Origin of the sequence: Synechococcus sp. B60.1 (genome assembly GCF_047462555.1) — a bacterium.
Lineage (GTDB): Bacteria > Cyanobacteriota > Cyanobacteriia > Thermostichales > Thermostichaceae > Thermostichus.
Genome location: NZ_JANSJN010000029.1, coordinates 1 through 15,727 on the forward strand (window position 1 = coordinate 1; position 15,727 = coordinate 15,727).

Below are 15,727 nucleotides of genomic sequence, written 5' to 3' on the forward strand. Positions count from 1 at the left end.
TCAATTTCCACCCGCCGATCCCCCACCGAGATGAGAAACAACACGCCGTTGTTGCGACCGGCCTTGCCAATGCCCCAGTAGTTAAATAGCTGCGTGGTGAACGCTTTCGGCGTGGCATATCCCTGAGTATTGGGTACCGTCACCACCGCCATCTCGGCAGTGGTACGCTGCTCAAGCTGGGTAAGGAGACGGTTGAGCTCGTTTTCAGTGCTGCTGCTGAGGATGTTGGCGGTGTCGGAAACCCATCCTCCATACTGGCGGCGGGGGTTGGGCACTTGTTCGAGGGCAATGGCCCAAGCAGGCTGGGGGATCCACAGCGATACACTGAGCAAGACTGCCGCCCAAACTTTTGGCATGGCTCACCTGGCTGAGCGCTGCCTTGGTTTTAGCACAGCCCCTTTGGATGGAGATGCATCTGCAACACGGAACTGTCTAGAGGCGTCTTGACAGTGCCTTTACGGGCTCGTTTGTGGACTGCGTAAGAATCCCCCCCTTGAGGCGGTGGGAGTGTCAAGAACGCAACCACTTCCAAAGTTATCCCGAATACCAATGAGACGAGCCCCCCCTCACCCCTAGCCCCTCTCCCAGAGGGAGAGGGGGGAAGTGAATCTTGCCGTTCTCTATCACTCAGGGTCAGCTATCCCCGCCGGATCCTCCCAGTGAAGCGGATCCGGCCAGGTTTCTTCTTGCCATTCCACCTCAAAGCACTCCTGGGCCATTTGGAGAAAATGTTCCATCAAAGCAGGGATCCCCGGCGCTGTGGGGCAAAGGTCGTACAGGCCAATCACCTGCGAGCCGGGCAGGTATCGTTCCCACAGCTCGAAATTGGGCCGCAACAGCAGGGATCCCTGTTGCAGGATCCCCCAGGGTTGCCACAGTTGGGCGTTGCCCATCAGCTTTTTGCCTCCCCAGCTGAGATCGGCGCGGGTACGGGCAGCAAAGCAACTGGTTTTGTTGCGGTAGCCCGAATCTAGGGCTGGGCGGTTCTGGCCATGGGCTCGGTTGTGAGCAGGGAGGATTGGATCCACCTCAACGCCCAGTTCTGCCAGCCCCTTTACCCAAAAGCGGCAGCAGAAGTCGTACACCGAGGTTCGCTGCAAACGGGGCAGCCGAGCTTGGAGGTAAGACAGGGGCAGCACCAAGCTGTAGGTCAGCTCTGCTCCATCTTCAGCCGCCTGGTGTAAGACCGCTCTTCCGCCAGTGGGACGGCGCACCACCGGAATCCCTGGCGCTGGGTCGGGCCAGGCTTGGTGCCGCCCTAGGGAGAGGGTAAGCCGATCCCAGCCGTAAAAGCGCAAATAGGGTCTAGGGGCGTGGCGCAGCCGCTGCAAAAGCCAGGTATCTTGCTCCATTTGCCAGGTGCCGGCGGCTACGCAATAGGGCAGCCAGTAGCCTGGGGATCCCATCCTGATCGCGCCGCGGCTCAAGCTTTGGGAAACTCAGCCTGGAGCTGCTCATCGTACTCATCGGCCAAGCTGGCCACAAGGGTGATGGCGCGCGAGATCTCGCCGGCGCTGATCCCTTCCAGGGTGCGGTGGTGGTTGAGTACCACTTGGTTGTTCCAGATGCAAAAGCGCGCTTCCAGAGTGTCGCTCCAATTTTTCTCCAGCAGCTTCTGCATGAGCTTAGCCGGCTCCGCCACCGGCAGAGAGAGAACGGGAGACCAGACCAACAGGGTATCTTCGGGGGATTCGCCGCTCAGGTGGACGAACACTTCCACGCTGCCGTAGGTGAATTTCCAGGTGTGCCCCTGCTCGTGGTTCTCATAGGCGGCATCCTCCTTGAGGCTGGAAACCACCGCCGAGACGATCTCAACATAGCGAACAGGTTCCTCCAACACCGAAAAAACCTCTGGAGAACGGTCAACGAGCGGCTCGCTGTAGGCCATGATCTTTCCCCTACTCCCTGTCCAACCACCTTAACTATACTGCCTAGCACCCCGACCTAGTCGGTCGCCTCTCTCTCGGGATCCGGCTTGGGCCAGAATGGAGCTGTTCGACGTTGGGAAAGCGGCTGATGCCCCAGATTCAAGTGCAAGGACGCACCCTCGTCTGTGAGGTGGGCACCAACCTGCGCCAGGTGCTGCTGCAGGCCGGGATCCCGCTCTACAACCCACCGGCTCATGTCCTCAACTGCCGCGGTCTGGGCACCTGTGCCGTACAGATCGAAGGGGCTGTCTCCCCCATGGGCTGGCGAGAACGGGCCCGTCTATCTTTGCCACCCCATCAACCCCCATCCACCTCGGCGGCGCAGAGCGGCAACGGGCTGCGCTTGGCCTGTCAAGTACAGGTGCTGGGAGATCTGAAGGTCACCAAATGGCCAGGCATGTGGGGGCAGCGGATCCCTACGGCCTCTCAAACCTGAGGAAAGCGCTATGGCATCTCCATCCCACTCCCCCCCGAAGGCTGTTGGCATTTTGGGAGCTCTGCCGGAAGAAGTGGCCATGCTTGCCGAAGCGATGGAAACCCGCTCCATTCATCACCACCTGGGGCGGCAGTTCCATCAGGGATCCCTGGCTGGCCAACCGGTGGTGGTGGTTCAAGGGGGGGTAGGTAAGGTACGGGCAGCAACCACGGCAGCTCTGCTGGTGACCCATTTTCCTTTGCGGGGCATCATCTTTACTGGCGTGGCCGGCTCCTTAGCCGATCACCTCCAGATGGGGGATGTGGTGCTGGCCCATGCTGCCATCGAGCACGATTTCGGCACTGGACGCCCTGAGGGCTTTGTCTTAGGGATCGACTTCATCCCTGAACTGCGCTACCCTCTGGCAGAAGCCGATAGCGCCTTCTACGACTTAGTCGTGGCCCAATCGGAGCGGATCCCTCTTCACTCCCTACACGGACGGCAGCCGGTCATCCACCAAGGCCTGGTGGCCACCGGCGACGTGTTCGTAGCCGACGCCGAGCTGCGCCGCCAAATTCGCGAGCGCACCGGGGCACTGGTGGTGGAGATGGAAGGGGCAGCCGTGGTGCGGGTGGCTCAAGAGGCCGGGATCCCTTGTCTGCTGGTGCGCTCGGTCAGCGACGCGGGGGATGAAACCGACTTCCTCAGTTTTTTTCAGGTGGCGGCGCTAAATTCAGCAGCCGTTGTCCACACTGTCTTGCAAAGCTTACCCCACCTCTCCTCCTAAGCCTGCTGCCTCGTCCAGCTCCCCCAGCAGCAGAGAACCTTAGAACGAGGCAGAGCCCCAGCCCTTTCCCCGCACGAGCGACCTTTTTCGGTCTCGGTACAGTTATGTAGCCAGAGTCGGAGCGAAAGGATTTGAACCTTCGACCCCCACTACCCCAAAGTGGTGCGCTACCAAGCTGCGCTACGCCCCGACGCACCTAAGCCAGAGAGAATCTCTGGAGGTGCTTTACTAATCTAGCTTTTAGAACTGGATCTCGGCAAGGGGGAGGTCTTGGTGGCCGGATCCTGTAGAAGACATGTTAGCTTAGTTAGGCTGTTGAAATACCACACGCCCGAGCCACCGGGTGTCCCCAACGGGGATCCGTTCGGGCGGAGGCCAACCCGTAGGAGACAACCAACTCATGAGCATAGTCAGTTTGCCTCAACTGCTGGAGGCAGGAGTACACTTCGGCCACAAGGCCAGCCGCTGGAACCCCAAGATGCGGCCCTACATTTTCGCCGAGCGCAACGGCATTCACATCATCGACCTGGTGCAGACGGCCCGTTACCTCAACGAAGCCTATGAATACGTGCGGGAGGGGGCCGAAAAGGGGTGGCGTTTCCTGTTTGTCGGCACCAAACGGCAAGCCGCCGGGATCATTGCCCATGAGGCCACCCGCTGTGGCAGCTACTACGTCAACCAGCGCTGGCTGGGGGGCATGCTCACCAACTGGGCCACCATCAAAACCCGCATCGACCGCCTCAAGGAAATCGAGGAGATGCAGAGCAGCGGCCTGCTGGATCGCCTGCCCAAGCAAGAAGCGGCCCGCCTAAAACGGGAATTGGCCAAGTTGGAGAAGTACTTGGGCGGCATCAAAACCATGCGCAAGCTCCCCGACGCGGTGATCATCGTCGATCAGCGGCGGGAGGCCAACGCCGTTCAGGAATGTATCAAGCTCAAGATTCCAATCATCTCACTGCTGGATACCAACTGCGATCCTGACCTGAGCGATGTCTTCATCCCCTCTAACGACGACGCCATCCGAGCGATTAAGCTGATTGTAGGCAAGCTGGCCGATGCCATCTATGAAGGGCGACACGGGCAGCTCGACACAGTCGAAGAGGATGAGTACGACTACGAGGGGGCTATGGACATGGATCTGGAGGATGACATTCTGGAAGATATGGAGGATGAAGAGGAGGGGGATCCCGACGAGGGCGAGTGACCCTTGGGACGAGAGCAGGGATCCCGTGCGGTTCGAGTTACTCCCTGTTCATCCTTTCTCCGGAAGACTGTATCCTTAAAATCTAGATTCATCCTTTGTTCTGCTCCTGGCTATCCTCTACATCCAGCCACATCCTTTCTGCCTCTTTGTACGATGTGAGATTTGAGGAACCCTCATGAGTATTGATGCCAAATTGGTTAAAGAGCTGCGCGAAAAGACGGGCGCAGGCATGATGGACTGCAAAAAAGCCCTGGAAGAGTCCGGTGGCGATATGGAGAAAGCCATCACCTGGCTGCGGCAGAAAGGGTTGGCGGGGGCAGCCAAAAAGGCCGGTCGCGTCGCGGCTGAGGGGGTTGTCGATAGCTACATCCACTTCGGCAACCGGATCGGTGTGTTGGTGGAGGTGAACTGCGAGACGGATTTTGTGGCCCGCAACGAAGACTTTAAGAAGCTGGTGCAAGATATTGCCAAGCAGATTGCCGCCTGCCAAAGTGTGGAGTACGTCAGCATCGACCAGATCCCTCCCGAAGTGGTGGAGCGGGAAAGGGCCATCGAGATGGGCAAAGAGGATCTGGCCAGCAAGCCTGAAAACGTGCGGGAAAAGATTGTGCAAGGCCGCATCGAGAAGCGCCTGAAAGAGCTGTCTTTGATGGATCAGCCCTTTATTAAAGATTCCTCGATTACCGTAGAGGAATTGGTAAAGCAGCACATTGCCAAGCTAGGGGAAAACATCCGGGTGCGGCGGTTTGCCCGCTTCGTTTTGGGAGAAGGGATCGAGAAACAGGAAGCGGATTTTGCCGCTGAAGTGGCTGCTCAGGCCGGTCTCAAGCCGGCAGAGCCAGCGCAAGGGGCAGAACCTGTCGCTGACCAAGCTGCTGCCGAGACTACTACTGAGGTGGTTGTTCCTGAACCGGCTGCCGAGAGCAAGCCAGCCAAAAAAGGCTCCAGCAAGAAGAAAAAATAGCTCTATTGCCGAGGGATCCCTGAATTCACCCCAGTGGGCGGCAGCAGTGCCACTCTGCTTCTCCCACCATGGCAAGCCGGCTGAGCAGGTTGAGGCTTTCTGGATGGAGTTTCCCTATTTTTTGCCTTGGCACGGCCAACTACAACACGCTAGGGTGACAGGCGGTCATTTTGGATCTTGGGCATGAGCTGTATCCTACGCAATGCGTTGATCCCCACCGGCACAGGCTACGAAACCACAGATGTGCGCATCGAGGGGGAACGGATTGCTGCTATCGATAAAGGGTTACCCGCAACGGGCACAGACAGCCTAGAACTGGAGGCCGGCAACCAACTCTTGCTGCCGGGCTTTGTCAATGCCCACACCCATTCTTCCGAGCTGTGGCAAAGAGGGATCATCCCGCCCTACCCGCTGGAGCTGTGGCTGGCGCAACTGCACGAGTACGCGCCGCCGGATCCGGAAAAGATCTACCTCAGCGCGCTGGCAACGGCGGTGGAGACCCTGCTCAGCGGCGGCACGACGGTGGTGGATCATCTCATCCTCATCCCCGGCCAAGAGTTGGCCACCCTCGAGGCGGCGGTGCGGGCCTATCGAGAAGTCGGGATCCGCGCCTTCATCGGTCCCCTGCTTCAGGATCAGGCCCTCTCCACCTGCCTGCCCGGCGGTTCATCCTTCGCTGGCGAGGCGGCAGCCTATCCCCTGAGCACCTCAGAGGTGCTGGCCCTGGTGGAAGAGGCGGTTGAGAAGTACCACCGCCCGGGAGAGGGCATCACCCTGATGGTGGCCCCCACCGGCATCCAACTCTGTTCTGACAAGCTGTTTGAGGGCTGCGCAGAGTTGAGCCAGAAGTATGACCTCCCCCGCCATGCCCACCTGCTGGAAACCCGCGCCCAGCAGAGGTTGGCCCAGGAAAAATACGGCTGCAGCGCAGTCGAGCACCTGGAGCGCTTGGGCTACCTAGACCGGAGAACCTCGCTGGCCCACTGCGTCTGGCTTACCGATGCCGATATCGAGATCTTGGCCCGCACCGGCTCTACGGTTGTTCACAACCCCTTGAGCAACCTACGCCTGGGCAGTGGCATCGCCCCCATCCTCAAGTACCGGCGGGCGGGGGTGAATGTGGCCTTTGGCTGCGATGGGTCAGCCAGCAATGACTCCCAGGATCTCTTGGAGGCCATTAAAATCGGCACCATCCTGCACAACATCACGGATCCCGACTACCGCCACTGGATCTCGCCCCGCGAGAGCGTCGAGATGGCCTCCCGCGGTGGGGCCATTGGCCTAGGGCTGGGAGAGAAGCTGGGATCCCTGGAGGTGGGCAAGCAGGCGGATCTGGTGCTTTACGATCTCACCCAACTGTCGCTGTTGCCCCGTACCGATCCCATCGGGCTGCTGGTGCTGGGCCGGCCCACTCAGGCGGTGCACAGCGTCTGGGTTAGAGGGAAGCGGGTGGTGGCCAACGGCGAGGTAACGACGGTGGACGTGGCCCAGTTGCGGCAGGAGCTGTTCGAGCACAGCCACTGGGATCCCTTCCGTCGCTCGCAGCAGGCAGCACAACTGGAGGCCCGCTACCGCCAGGTGATGGGTCTGCCAGAATAGCCCTAGAGTTGCCGGAGCCGACCGTGGGAGGAGCAGCCGACTGGGCCAGAGCTACCGAACAGGTGAAGCAGCAGGCGCTGGCGCTGGGCTTTGACAAGGTCGGCATCGCCAGTGCAGCGGATCCCCCTGACTTGGCGGGCTTGCGGGCCTGGATGGCCGCGGGCATGGCCGCCGACATGGCCTGGATGGCCGATCCGCGGCGAATGGATCCAGAGCGGGTGCTGCCGGGGGTGCAATCTCTGGTCTGTGTGGCCCTCAACTACTACACCCCCATCTGCCACAGTCGGGATCCGGGCAAGGGCAAAATCTCCCGCTATGCCTGGGGGCGGGACTACCACCGCGTGCTGGGGCGGCGGCTGAAGCAGCTCCACCTCTGGATGCAAGCCCAGTTCCCGGATTATCGAGGCCGATTCTATGTGGATACCGGCCCGGTGGCGGAAAAGCCCTGGGCCATGCGGGCGGGCTTGGGCTGGATTGGCAAAAACGGCCTCTTGCTCACCCGCGAGTACGGCTCCTGGGTTTTCCTGGGGGTGATCTTGACAACTCTCCCCCTGCTCCCCGACCGTCCCCATACTGCCCACTGCGGCACCTGCAGCCGCTGCCTGGAAGCCTGCCCCACCCAGGCCATCGTCAGCCCAGGGGTGGTGGATTCCCGCCGCTGCATTGCCTACCACACCTTAGAGAGCCATGCTGAGCGGATCCCTGCCGAAATTGCCCAGAACCTGCACAATTGGGTGGCCGGCTGCGACATCTGCCAAGAGGTCTGCCCTTGGAACCAGCGCTTTGCCCGCCCCAGCCGGATCCCGGATTTTCAGCCTTACCCTTGGAACGTTGCCCCCGATCTCCAAGAACTGGCGCGGATCGGCGACGAGGAGTTTGACCGCCGCTTCCCCGCCTCTGCCCTGCGCCGCCTCAAGGCCCACCGGCTGCGCCGCAACGCCCAAGCTGCTCTCCGAGCCCATCCCACCTCTGCAGCCTGCAGCAACGATTTGGAAGCCCTCTCTACCTAATTTGGATATCCTTTTCCAACAGGATCTGGGGATCCCTACCCTTGGGCCTGGGCCGGCACCGGAAAACGGTGGGGCTGTTGTCTCCGGGCTGGGGACGCAAGCTAGCATACAGGTCTTATCCTCTTTTTTGGGATCCCAGTGCTGGGCTGAAGAGCGTCAGGCGTCCACGCCCTAGCGCCTCCTATTGGTTTCCCCTCTTCTTAGACCCTAACCCTGCATGGATAACGATTACGAAGACTATTACCCCGGCTACCGGCAGGCCAATAGCTACAACCTACTGCAATCTGGGTGGAAGCCCCTGTACCGCCATTTCGATGCCGAGTATTTCTGGCAACTGGCGATGCGGGATCCCTGGGCGTTGGCCGAGAAATTTTTGGATGTGTGCAGCGATGTTGCCAATGCGGTAGGACGTAGAGAGTACAGCCCGCTGGCCAACTTTCTCAACTTATTTTCAGAGAACACCCGTTACGAGATCGAAGAGTTTTGGAATAGCATCACCCCACCTCTGCCCGGCCCCGACTATACAGTATTTCAAGATCAGCTCTCCACGGAGACGCCGATTCGGCAGCAGGTGAGCCGCGATCAAATTCCCATCGATTACGTTTTAAGGCGCCTGCAGGAAATGACCGTTCTCAGAGTTTTGGCGCATCTGGGGCGACCGGCGCAGATCGTGCAATTCTATATGGAGCGCTACTTCTACTATCCGGTCGAGCGTTTCAGCAGTTGGGAGGAAATCAGCAGCCCGGGCACCACCTATGCCTTCTGGCCAGAGCACCAGATTTGGCTGCAAGTTCAGACCACCCATCACAACCGTCGCCGCTACACCCTGCTGGGCGTGGATCTCAGGCCCTTAATTCGCAAGGTTACTTACAATCTGGCGGTGATGGTGAGCGGCTACCAAAGCCGGATCGGGCAAGTCTACAGCCCCTATCCAATCAGTTCTTTTCCCGCTGAAATTCAGGCCTTTACCGATCAAGTGCAACAGCAGATTCTACAGCAGGAGCGATTGGCGGTCTTGGTGCACGGGATCCCAGGTACAGGTAAAACGGCCTGGACGCAAGCGGTGGCCCACGAGCTGCTGGTGCCCCTGGGCTATGTGGTGTTTATCTTGGATCACGAAGCCGTACAGGAGTTCATCGCGCCCCCCTACCTGGAGCGGGTCTGCTTGATCATCAACGAAGCCGATAACCTCGCCCAAGACCGAGCCAGCGAGGTGGCCCAGCAGAGCACCAAAACCGAACGCATCCTCAGCCTGCTGGATGGCACCCTTCACCAAAGCGTGCTCGATCCCGATTATCTCGACTGCAGGCAGAGGCTGGTGGTGTTGATGACCTGCAACACGACCGAGCGCCTGGATCCGGCCGTTTTGCGCAAAGGGCGGGTGGACTTGATCCAAGAGTTTACCCACCGCTTTGTTTGAGCTGTGTCGGCATCTACCCGGTTTAGCCGCTGGGGCCAATCTTCGATTTGGGTCGGGCTTGGGTGGGCTAGGTAGCCCGCAGTTGAACCGGCATGACCAAATAGCAGAGGCGCGTCGCTCCAATTGGCTTCCAGATGGCCGGCTGAGTGGCGCCGTTCAGCTCCAGGCTCACCTGCTGCGTATGAAACACCTTAAGGGCCTCCAGCAGGTAGCGCACATTAAAAGCCAGCTCCAGGTCAGGGCCGGACATCTGTACCGGCAGAGATTCCTCGCCGCTGCCCACATCGGGCGCCTCGGTGCTGATGCGTAGGGTTTGGGTTGCCTCAGAAAGGTTGAACTTGATGATGTCGTTCCGCTGGGCAGCAAACACCCCCACCCGCTCCAAGGACTCGATCAAAGGCCGACGCTCCAGGGTTACATGCCGCTCAAATTGCCGCGGGATCAGGCGGTTGTAGTCGGGGTACTGGCCCTCCAAAAGGCGGCTGGTAATCCGCTGCTGGCACTGAGTGCCGCCGGCGCCCAAAATAAATTGCACCTGCGACCGGTCAAACCGCAGTTCCACTGCAGAAGCTGCCGTCTGGGCAGCGAGGATGCGCTCCACCTCTCGTAGAGTCCGAGCGGGAATGGTGAAATCCAGTTTTGTCCCCCCAGCAGCCAAATCAACTGGGATCCCTTCGGCCTCCACCTGAACCATCGCCAGGCGATGTCCATCGGTGGCTGCAAACTCCAGCCGCGGCGGATCCCCGGTTAAGAGCTTGACATGTACACCCGTAAGCACTTGCTTGGTGTCATCACCGGAAGCGGCAAAGAGGGTTTGGCCAATCCCTTGCAGCAAGCTCTCGATGGGCAGCTCAAGGATCTGGGCGGCCAAGCTCTCCTCCTCAGCATCGGCAGTGCGGAGCGCTATCTCGGGCAAGGTGGGATACTCTTCCGCAGGCATGCCGCGTAGCTGGTACTGTCCGGCGGCCGATGTAAGGGTCACAGCAGCGCTCTCTGGAGCTTGGCTAACACCGATCGGGCCGCTGGGCAGGCGGCTGACGATGTCGCTGAGCAGCTTGGCCGGCAGCGTGGTGCGACCGGATCCCTTTACCTCGGCCTCGAACTCGCTGCGAATGCACAAGTTTAAGTCAAAGGCCGTCAGAGCAACTCGCTGTGCCTCTGCGCTTGCCTCTACCAGCACGTTGGCCAAAACCGGCAGGGCAGGACGGCTGGCAACGGCTCGGCTAACTGCAGCAAGGTGATGGCTGAGCGCAGCTTGCTCACAGGTGAAGCAAAGACCGCCGGCAGGTAGATCGACAGCCTCGCTGAAAGACTCTGTCCCGTTGACGGGAAAGGGATACCCAGAGCTGCCGTCGCGCGGGGCAGACGCGGGCGAGCTGGCTTCGACTTCCCAATCCACAGGACGTTGAGCTTGCACCATTGGGGACTTGCGAGCTGAATATGCCTATCCTACACCGCCTGCTTCCCACGGATCCCTCCCTGCCCAGACGAGTTTTGCAAAAAAATTTTCTTCGCGCGCGCAGGATAAAGTTAAAAACCACGATCCCTACCCAATTTAATTTTTTGATCTAGTAGTAGTAGGGGCTGTGGAAACTGTGGAAATTGATCGGAAAAGCCTTGCGCCACAAGCTTTTGATCGTATTCCCCACCTGTGGAAAAACTGTGGATAACTTGGCCAATTTTCCACAAGGTATAAATACTCTGTGGATAACTCGGGGGGTTTTTCCACAAGTTTTCCACAGATTTTTGGAGTTTTCCACAAGTTTTCCACAGGCCGAGAGGATAAAAATGTTGTTATTCCCTGACAAATTCATAAAACTTAACACACAACCGGTGTAGGATGCCCTAGTCTAGTATCCCACTGCTCTAGATGTGGCCTGGGGATCCCATGAAGGCTGGGGGCGGCCTTTGGGGGGTTTTCACAGGTTTTCCACAGGTTGCTTGGGAAAACCGTGGCAGCCTTTGGCTAGCTGGGCCCGCCAGACCAAAAGTCCGCATCGAGCTCAGGTGCGGCGGAAGCTGCTGGTCGCGAGCTCCCGTTTGGCAAGGTTACTGTCACTTCAGCTTCAGCCAGGGCAGTTTGCCTATGCTCAACTGCCCATAGCCAGACAGGGTCGCTTCTCCAGAAGCGTGGATGCCTTGTTTCAAGATGAAAACAACCGCTTGCAAACGGCAGTCAAAGGCCAATTGGCTACTGCCCAGCCGTTAGGGCAAAAGGATCCCCTGCTCAATTTCGGAGTTTGAGTCTTCAGTTACTTCTTCCGGCTGCAGCGGGGCCTCTTGGCAGCGCTCCATGGCCTGAAGTAGAAGGGCTTCCCCTTCTTGCAAGGTCTCGATGCGGCAGAGAAGGGCGCGAAACTGAGAGGCACCGGCAAAATCCTTGATGTACCAGGTCATGTGCTTGCGGGCCTGACGGATGCCACGTTCTCCCTTATACTCCCAGAGGCCTCGCAAGTGTTCTAAAGCCATTTGAATCCGATCCAGGGGGGTAGGAGCTGGTCTTTCTTGGCCGGTTTTCAGGAAGTAATCGATTTGCCCCACTAGGAAGGGGTAGCCCATGGTGCCGCGGGAGCACATCACGCCGTCGGCGCCGGTTTCCTCCAGACACTTCACCGCTGCAGCGGCCGAGAAAATATCCCCATTGGCGATTACCGGAATGCGCAGATGCTCTTTGACGCGGCGAATCCAATCCCAACGGGCTTTGCCGTTGAAGCCCTGGGCGCGTGTGCGGCCATGCAAAGTCAGCAATTGCGCTCCGGCCTCCTGCAGCCGGTGGGCAAAATCCAGAATGTTGATCTCCTGATCCGACCAACCCAGGCGAGTTTTCACCGTTACGGGCACGGACACAGCCTTAGCCACCGCTTCCACGATCCGGGCTGCTGTGTCTGGCTCCCGCAGCAAGGCAGAGCCACCGCCGTTTCTGGTAATCTTGTTTACTGGGCAGCCCATGTTGATATCTACCAAGGTCGCCCCCTCATCCACCGCCATACGGGCTGCTTCCGCCAAAAAGTGAGGTCGGCAGTCGAACAACTGAATGCCGATGGGCTGCTCCCCCTCGCCCACTTCCATGATGCGGGGTAGCTCGCGGGCATAGTGCAACCCCGTCGCGTTCACCATTTCGGTGTAGACCAAGCTTTGCGGGGCAAAGCGGCGTACCAGCCCCCGAAACACTTTGTCGGTTACTCCCGACAGGGGTGCCTGAAAGACACGACTGAAAATCTTCACCCCACCAATCTCAAGGGGTTGGGCCATTCGAGCTTGCAATCGCGGCGAAAGCTGCAGGCTCATCGGGATCCGGAGAAAGCAACCAGCAACTTATCCTTCTTTGTTGACAAAGTAAAGAAGACCCAGGATGCGCGCCCGTTTGATGGCAGTAGACAGCTCCCGCTGCTGCTTGGCGGTCAGGCCGGTGATGCGGCGGGGCAGAATTTTGCCTCGCTCGGTTACAAATTTCTTGAGCAGCTCAACATCGGTGTATTTGATCGGCTCTCCCGGCTTGATGGGAGACAGGCGGCGACGAGCGTAAACCATAGGTCAGGAGAACGGTAAAGCGGCTTGAACTACTTGATCTCTTTATGGACGGTGTGGCGGTTGCACTTGGGGCAGAATTTCTTCAGCTCCAAGCGGGCCGTGGTGTTACGGCGATTTTTGGTGGTGGTGTAGCGGTTCACCCCTGGAGAACGCTTATTGACGTTGGTGCGGCACTCCGTACACTCCAGGGTAATGATGATGCGAGCACCCTTTGCTTTGGCCATAGTGGATCCCAAGGTGGAGGAAGTAAAAGCACTTGAGAACCCCCAACCCCAGGGGTTGAGGCTGGAGGTGGGTTCACCTCGTAAGCGCGATCACCAATTATCCAACTTTTCTTTGACGGAATCAACCCAGTTTTTGACTTGCTTGCCGGTTTGTTGTCTTAGGCTGCGGGTGTTTCGATCCACGTCCTTGCTCAGGCGCTGCATCTGCTGGGAAAGATCGCGCACTGCCTCATTGCGTTGAGCTTGGCGCAACAGCTCGCGAGCAGCGGACTTGACGTCCTCGGCGGCGTCTCCCTCCAGGATGTCCTGCAGCAACCGCAGGGCTTTCTTATCTAAGTGGTAACCCTGCTCCGATTCCACCACCAGGGTGCGCCCGGCGCGGTCGTGGATGCTCTGGCGTTTTTCCTTGTCGAAGAAGGCAAACAGCCCATCGGCCGCCAGGGGCACCAGCAGGGCTTCCGTGAGCACAAATAGGGAGAGCACCCCCTCGCGGGCCAGGGAGCGAACCAGGTGGGGTGGGGCCTCGGTTTCGGGATCCAAGGTTTTGAGGTTCAGCAGCCATTTGCCAAGGCTTTGGCCAGCGGGGCGGGATTGGAAGTAGCCGCGGTTCACCAGCCAGGTGGCGAAGAAGGCGATGTAGCCGGTCATGTCCACGGCGCCCGCATCGGCTCCCACCAGAGAAGCCAAGCCCTGCGCCAGGTAGGAGACCCCCAGCCCCAGCCCAAAATCCAGGGCAAAGGCCCCGATCCGTTTGCCCCAGGGGGCCAGTTTGGGCAGGTTTTCCTCGGCCTGGGGCGAGCTGGCTGCTTGGGAAGCCGGTCGCTCTGCTTGTACAGGAGGCAAGGAGGTTGCCGGGGGCAAGGCGCTGAAAGCTTGCCACTCGCTGGCGTTTTGATCCAGTTGCTTAGTTTTGGGCCGCTCTGGAAATGGAGGCCGTTCAGGATAGGGTCTGGGATCCGTCATCGCAGGTTGAGGCTGTCAGTCCTATCATTCTAGCTAGCAAGGCGGGTCTAGACCCCCACCGGCAGGGGAGCAGGGCTGCGGCGCGGGATCGCGTAGGTCATCCGATCCCGGGCCAAGATTGTGTTGGGAAAAATCGCTTGAGCTTCCGCCAGCAAGTCTTCTAGGGTGATGGGAGCTTCGGGGGTGTAGCGGGGACTGAAGTGGGTGAGGATGAGGGTCTGGGCCTTGGCTTCGGCGGCCACCCGCGCGGCCATGGCGGCAGTGGAGTGCTTGGCGCGCTGGGCCAGTTCGCGATCCGCTTCGGCGTAGGTGGCCTCGTGGATGACCAGGTCAGCAGCACGGGAGAGATCGACGGCGTTGCGGCAGAAGATGGTGTCGGTGCAGTAGGAGAACTTGCGCCCTGGGATGGGATCCCCCACATAATCTCGCCCGTGGAAGTGGCGGCCCTGCCAGAAGATGGATTGCCCGGCCTTGAGCTGGCCGTAGAGGGGGCCGGGCGGGATCCCGTCGGCCTGAGCCTTGGCCACGTTAAAGGTGCCTGGCCGATCCTGTTCCACCACGCGGTAGCCGAAGGCGGGCACCCGGTGATCCAGGGGCGCGCAAAAAACCCAATATTCTGGATCCTGAAGAATGAGACCTGTTTCTACGGTGTGAACCCGGAAGGAATAGGGGATCCGCGTCTCGCTGTAGCGCAGCACCGCCTTCAGGTACTCTTCCAGGCCGGGGGGGCCGTAGATGTCGATGTGCTGGGGGGTACTGCCCAGGCCACAGGAGGCCAACAGCCCCGGCAGGCCGTAGATGTGATCCCCGTGCATGTGGGTGATGAAAATGCGGCGCAACTGGCTGGGGCGCAGCTCGTCCAGCCGCAACAGTTGGTGTTGGGTGCCCTCGCCACAATCAAACAGCCACCATTCCGACCGCTGCGGAAACTGCACCGCCACGCCAGAGACATTGCGCTGGCGGGTGGGCATGCCGGAGCTGGTGCCCAAGAAGGTAACACGAATGGCGTTGGGATCCGTCACAAGGGCAGAACGGTAAAGTTGAAGAAATGGGATCCCTAGCTTATCAACTGTTCCTGCCGCGCGCAGGGAAAAGGCGGCCCAAAACCCTTGTTAGGATGAAAAGTAAGTGTCAGCTTTCCCGCCATGATCACCTTGACCGAGAGCGCCATCCAAGAGCTAAAACGCCTGCGCAGCAAGTACGAGAAGGAGGGATCCCAGCCCATCCTGCGGCTGGGGGTCAAGCCCAGCGGCTGCTCTGGCCTCTCTTACGTAATGAACTTCGAGCCCCAGGCCAACCCTGACGACCATACCTTTGACTTTGGCGATATTCGGGTGGCAGTGGATCCCTTGAGCATGACTTTGATCCAGGGCCTTACCGTCGACTTTTCCGAGGATCTGTTGGGGGGCGGTTTCAAATTCAAGAACCCCAACGCGGTGGCTAGCTGTGGCTGCGGCACTTCCTTTGCCACCGCCGAAACTGCCGCTGCCGTCGGCCATTGATCACATCCTGCCGGACGACTCTAGGCTGGGCAGGCGGAGTACAAAACACGTCCACCCGTCCTCGCTGCTGACTCGAACGTGGCCCTGCAGGTATTCCACCCACTGCTTCACCAAAGCCAACCCCAGGCCGCTACCTGGCTGGGCCCAGGGATCCGCAGTGGGCACGCGGTAGAAGCGCTC

At 59.5% G+C, this 15,727-nt stretch carries 17 protein-coding genes, 1 tRNA gene and 1 pseudogene; 8 read left to right on the forward strand and 11 right to left on the reverse strand.

Features of this window, described 5'->3' with window-relative positions; translation table 11 throughout:
- The 3 genes from NW863_RS04935 to NW863_RS04945 form a co-directional block, all read right to left on the reverse strand.
- A partial coding sequence (locus tag NW863_RS04935) for a TPM domain-containing protein (RefSeq protein ID WP_414364892.1) occupies positions 1-356 on the reverse strand: 356 nt, incomplete at its 3' end.
- 267 nt (positions 357-623) lie between these two features.
- Positions 624-1,406, reverse strand: a complete 783-nt coding sequence (locus NW863_RS04940) for a lipoyl protein ligase domain-containing protein (protein WP_414364894.1) — start codon at positions 1,404-1,406, stop codon at positions 624-626.
- 17 nt (positions 1,407-1,423) lie between these two features.
- A complete protein-coding gene (locus NW863_RS04945) occupies positions 1,424-1,888 on the reverse strand; it encodes a YbjN domain-containing protein (RefSeq protein WP_414364896.1) in 465 nt (154 codons plus the stop codon).
- A 128-nt stretch (positions 1,889-2,016) separates the two neighbouring features.
- On the opposite strand from NW863_RS04945, the gene NW863_RS04950 reads away from it, so the two are divergent.
- Positions 2,017-2,364 carry a (2Fe-2S)-binding protein gene (locus NW863_RS04950; protein ID WP_414364898.1) on the forward strand — a complete coding sequence of 116 codons (348 nt, stop codon included), beginning with the start codon at positions 2,017-2,019 and terminating at the stop codon, positions 2,362-2,364.
- 10 nt (positions 2,365-2,374) lie between these two features.
- Complete coding sequence (locus NW863_RS04955) at positions 2,375-3,130, forward strand: 5'-methylthioadenosine/adenosylhomocysteine nucleosidase (RefSeq protein WP_414364900.1); 756 nt, start codon at positions 2,375-2,377, stop codon at positions 3,128-3,130.
- Positions 3,131-3,246: 116 nt separating this feature from the next.
- Here NW863_RS04955 and NW863_RS04960 read toward each other — a convergent pair.
- Positions 3,247-3,320: transfer RNA gene (locus NW863_RS04960), tRNA-Pro, on the reverse strand.
- A 210-nt stretch (positions 3,321-3,530) separates the two neighbouring features.
- Here NW863_RS04960 and rpsB point away from each other — a divergent pair.
- The 5 genes and pseudogenes from rpsB to NW863_RS04985 all read left to right on the forward strand — a co-directional run bounded on the left by rpsB (position 3,531) and on the right by NW863_RS04985 (position 9,327).
- A complete protein-coding gene (gene rpsB / locus NW863_RS04965; protein ID WP_414364901.1) occupies positions 3,531-4,334 on the forward strand; it encodes a 30S ribosomal protein S2 in 804 nt (267 codons plus the stop codon).
- 175 nt (positions 4,335-4,509) lie between these two features.
- Positions 4,510-5,154: pseudogene (gene tsf / locus NW863_RS04970) on the forward strand (translation elongation factor Ts); the annotation flags it as partial.
- A 327-nt stretch (positions 5,155-5,481) separates the two neighbouring features.
- Positions 5,482-6,897 carry an amidohydrolase gene (locus NW863_RS04975; protein ID WP_414364903.1) on the forward strand — a complete coding sequence of 472 codons (1,416 nt, stop codon included), beginning with the start codon at positions 5,482-5,484 and terminating at the stop codon, positions 6,895-6,897.
- A gap of 8 nt (positions 6,898-6,905) precedes the next feature.
- The gene (queG, locus tag NW863_RS04980) at positions 6,906-7,907 is read left to right on the forward strand and encodes a tRNA epoxyqueuosine(34) reductase QueG (RefSeq protein WP_414364904.1); all 1,002 of its coding nucleotides are present in this window, start codon (positions 6,906-6,908) and stop codon (positions 7,905-7,907) included.
- A gap of 217 nt (positions 7,908-8,124) precedes the next feature.
- Positions 8,125-9,327 carry an AAA family ATPase gene (locus NW863_RS04985; protein WP_414364906.1) on the forward strand — a complete coding sequence of 401 codons (1,203 nt, stop codon included), beginning with the start codon at positions 8,125-8,127 and terminating at the stop codon, positions 9,325-9,327.
- A gap of 67 nt (positions 9,328-9,394) precedes the next feature.
- On the opposite strand, the gene dnaN is transcribed toward NW863_RS04985, so the two are convergent.
- From dnaN to rnz, 6 genes are all read right to left on the reverse strand, one after another.
- Positions 9,395-10,747 (reverse strand): DNA polymerase III subunit beta, encoded by a 1,353-nt coding sequence (dnaN, locus tag NW863_RS04990; RefSeq protein ID WP_414364908.1) that lies wholly within the window; start codon positions 10,745-10,747, stop codon positions 9,395-9,397.
- 785 nt (positions 10,748-11,532) lie between these two features.
- On the reverse strand, positions 11,533-12,615 hold the full coding sequence (gene dusB, locus NW863_RS04995) for a tRNA dihydrouridine synthase DusB (RefSeq protein WP_414364910.1): 1,083 nt from the start codon (positions 12,613-12,615) through the stop codon (positions 11,533-11,535).
- A gap of 27 nt (positions 12,616-12,642) precedes the next feature.
- The gene (gene rpsR / locus NW863_RS05000) at positions 12,643-12,858 is read right to left on the reverse strand and encodes a 30S ribosomal protein S18 (protein WP_414364911.1); all 216 of its coding nucleotides are present in this window, start codon (positions 12,856-12,858) and stop codon (positions 12,643-12,645) included.
- Positions 12,859-12,887: 29 nt separating this feature from the next.
- Complete coding sequence (rpmG, locus tag NW863_RS05005) at positions 12,888-13,082, reverse strand: 50S ribosomal protein L33 (RefSeq protein ID WP_011430486.1); 195 nt, start codon at positions 13,080-13,082, stop codon at positions 12,888-12,890.
- A 90-nt stretch (positions 13,083-13,172) separates the two neighbouring features.
- Entirely contained in the window at positions 13,173-14,045 is an 873-nt protein-coding gene (locus tag NW863_RS05010) for an RDD family protein (RefSeq protein WP_414364913.1), read from the reverse strand.
- Between the two features lie 47 nt (positions 14,046-14,092).
- The gene (gene rnz / locus NW863_RS05015; RefSeq protein WP_414364925.1) at positions 14,093-15,049 is read right to left on the reverse strand and encodes a ribonuclease Z; all 957 of its coding nucleotides are present in this window, start codon (positions 15,047-15,049) and stop codon (positions 14,093-14,095) included.
- Between the two features lie 141 nt (positions 15,050-15,190).
- Between rnz and NW863_RS05020 the strand changes: the two genes are divergently transcribed.
- A complete protein-coding gene (locus NW863_RS05020) occupies positions 15,191-15,547 on the forward strand; it encodes a HesB/IscA family protein (RefSeq protein WP_414333417.1) in 357 nt (118 codons plus the stop codon).
- Here the strand turns inward: NW863_RS05020 and NW863_RS05025 are convergent.
- Positions 15,548-15,727: ATP-binding protein (locus tag NW863_RS05025; protein WP_414364915.1), on the reverse strand; the 180-nt coding region annotated here is incomplete at its 5' end.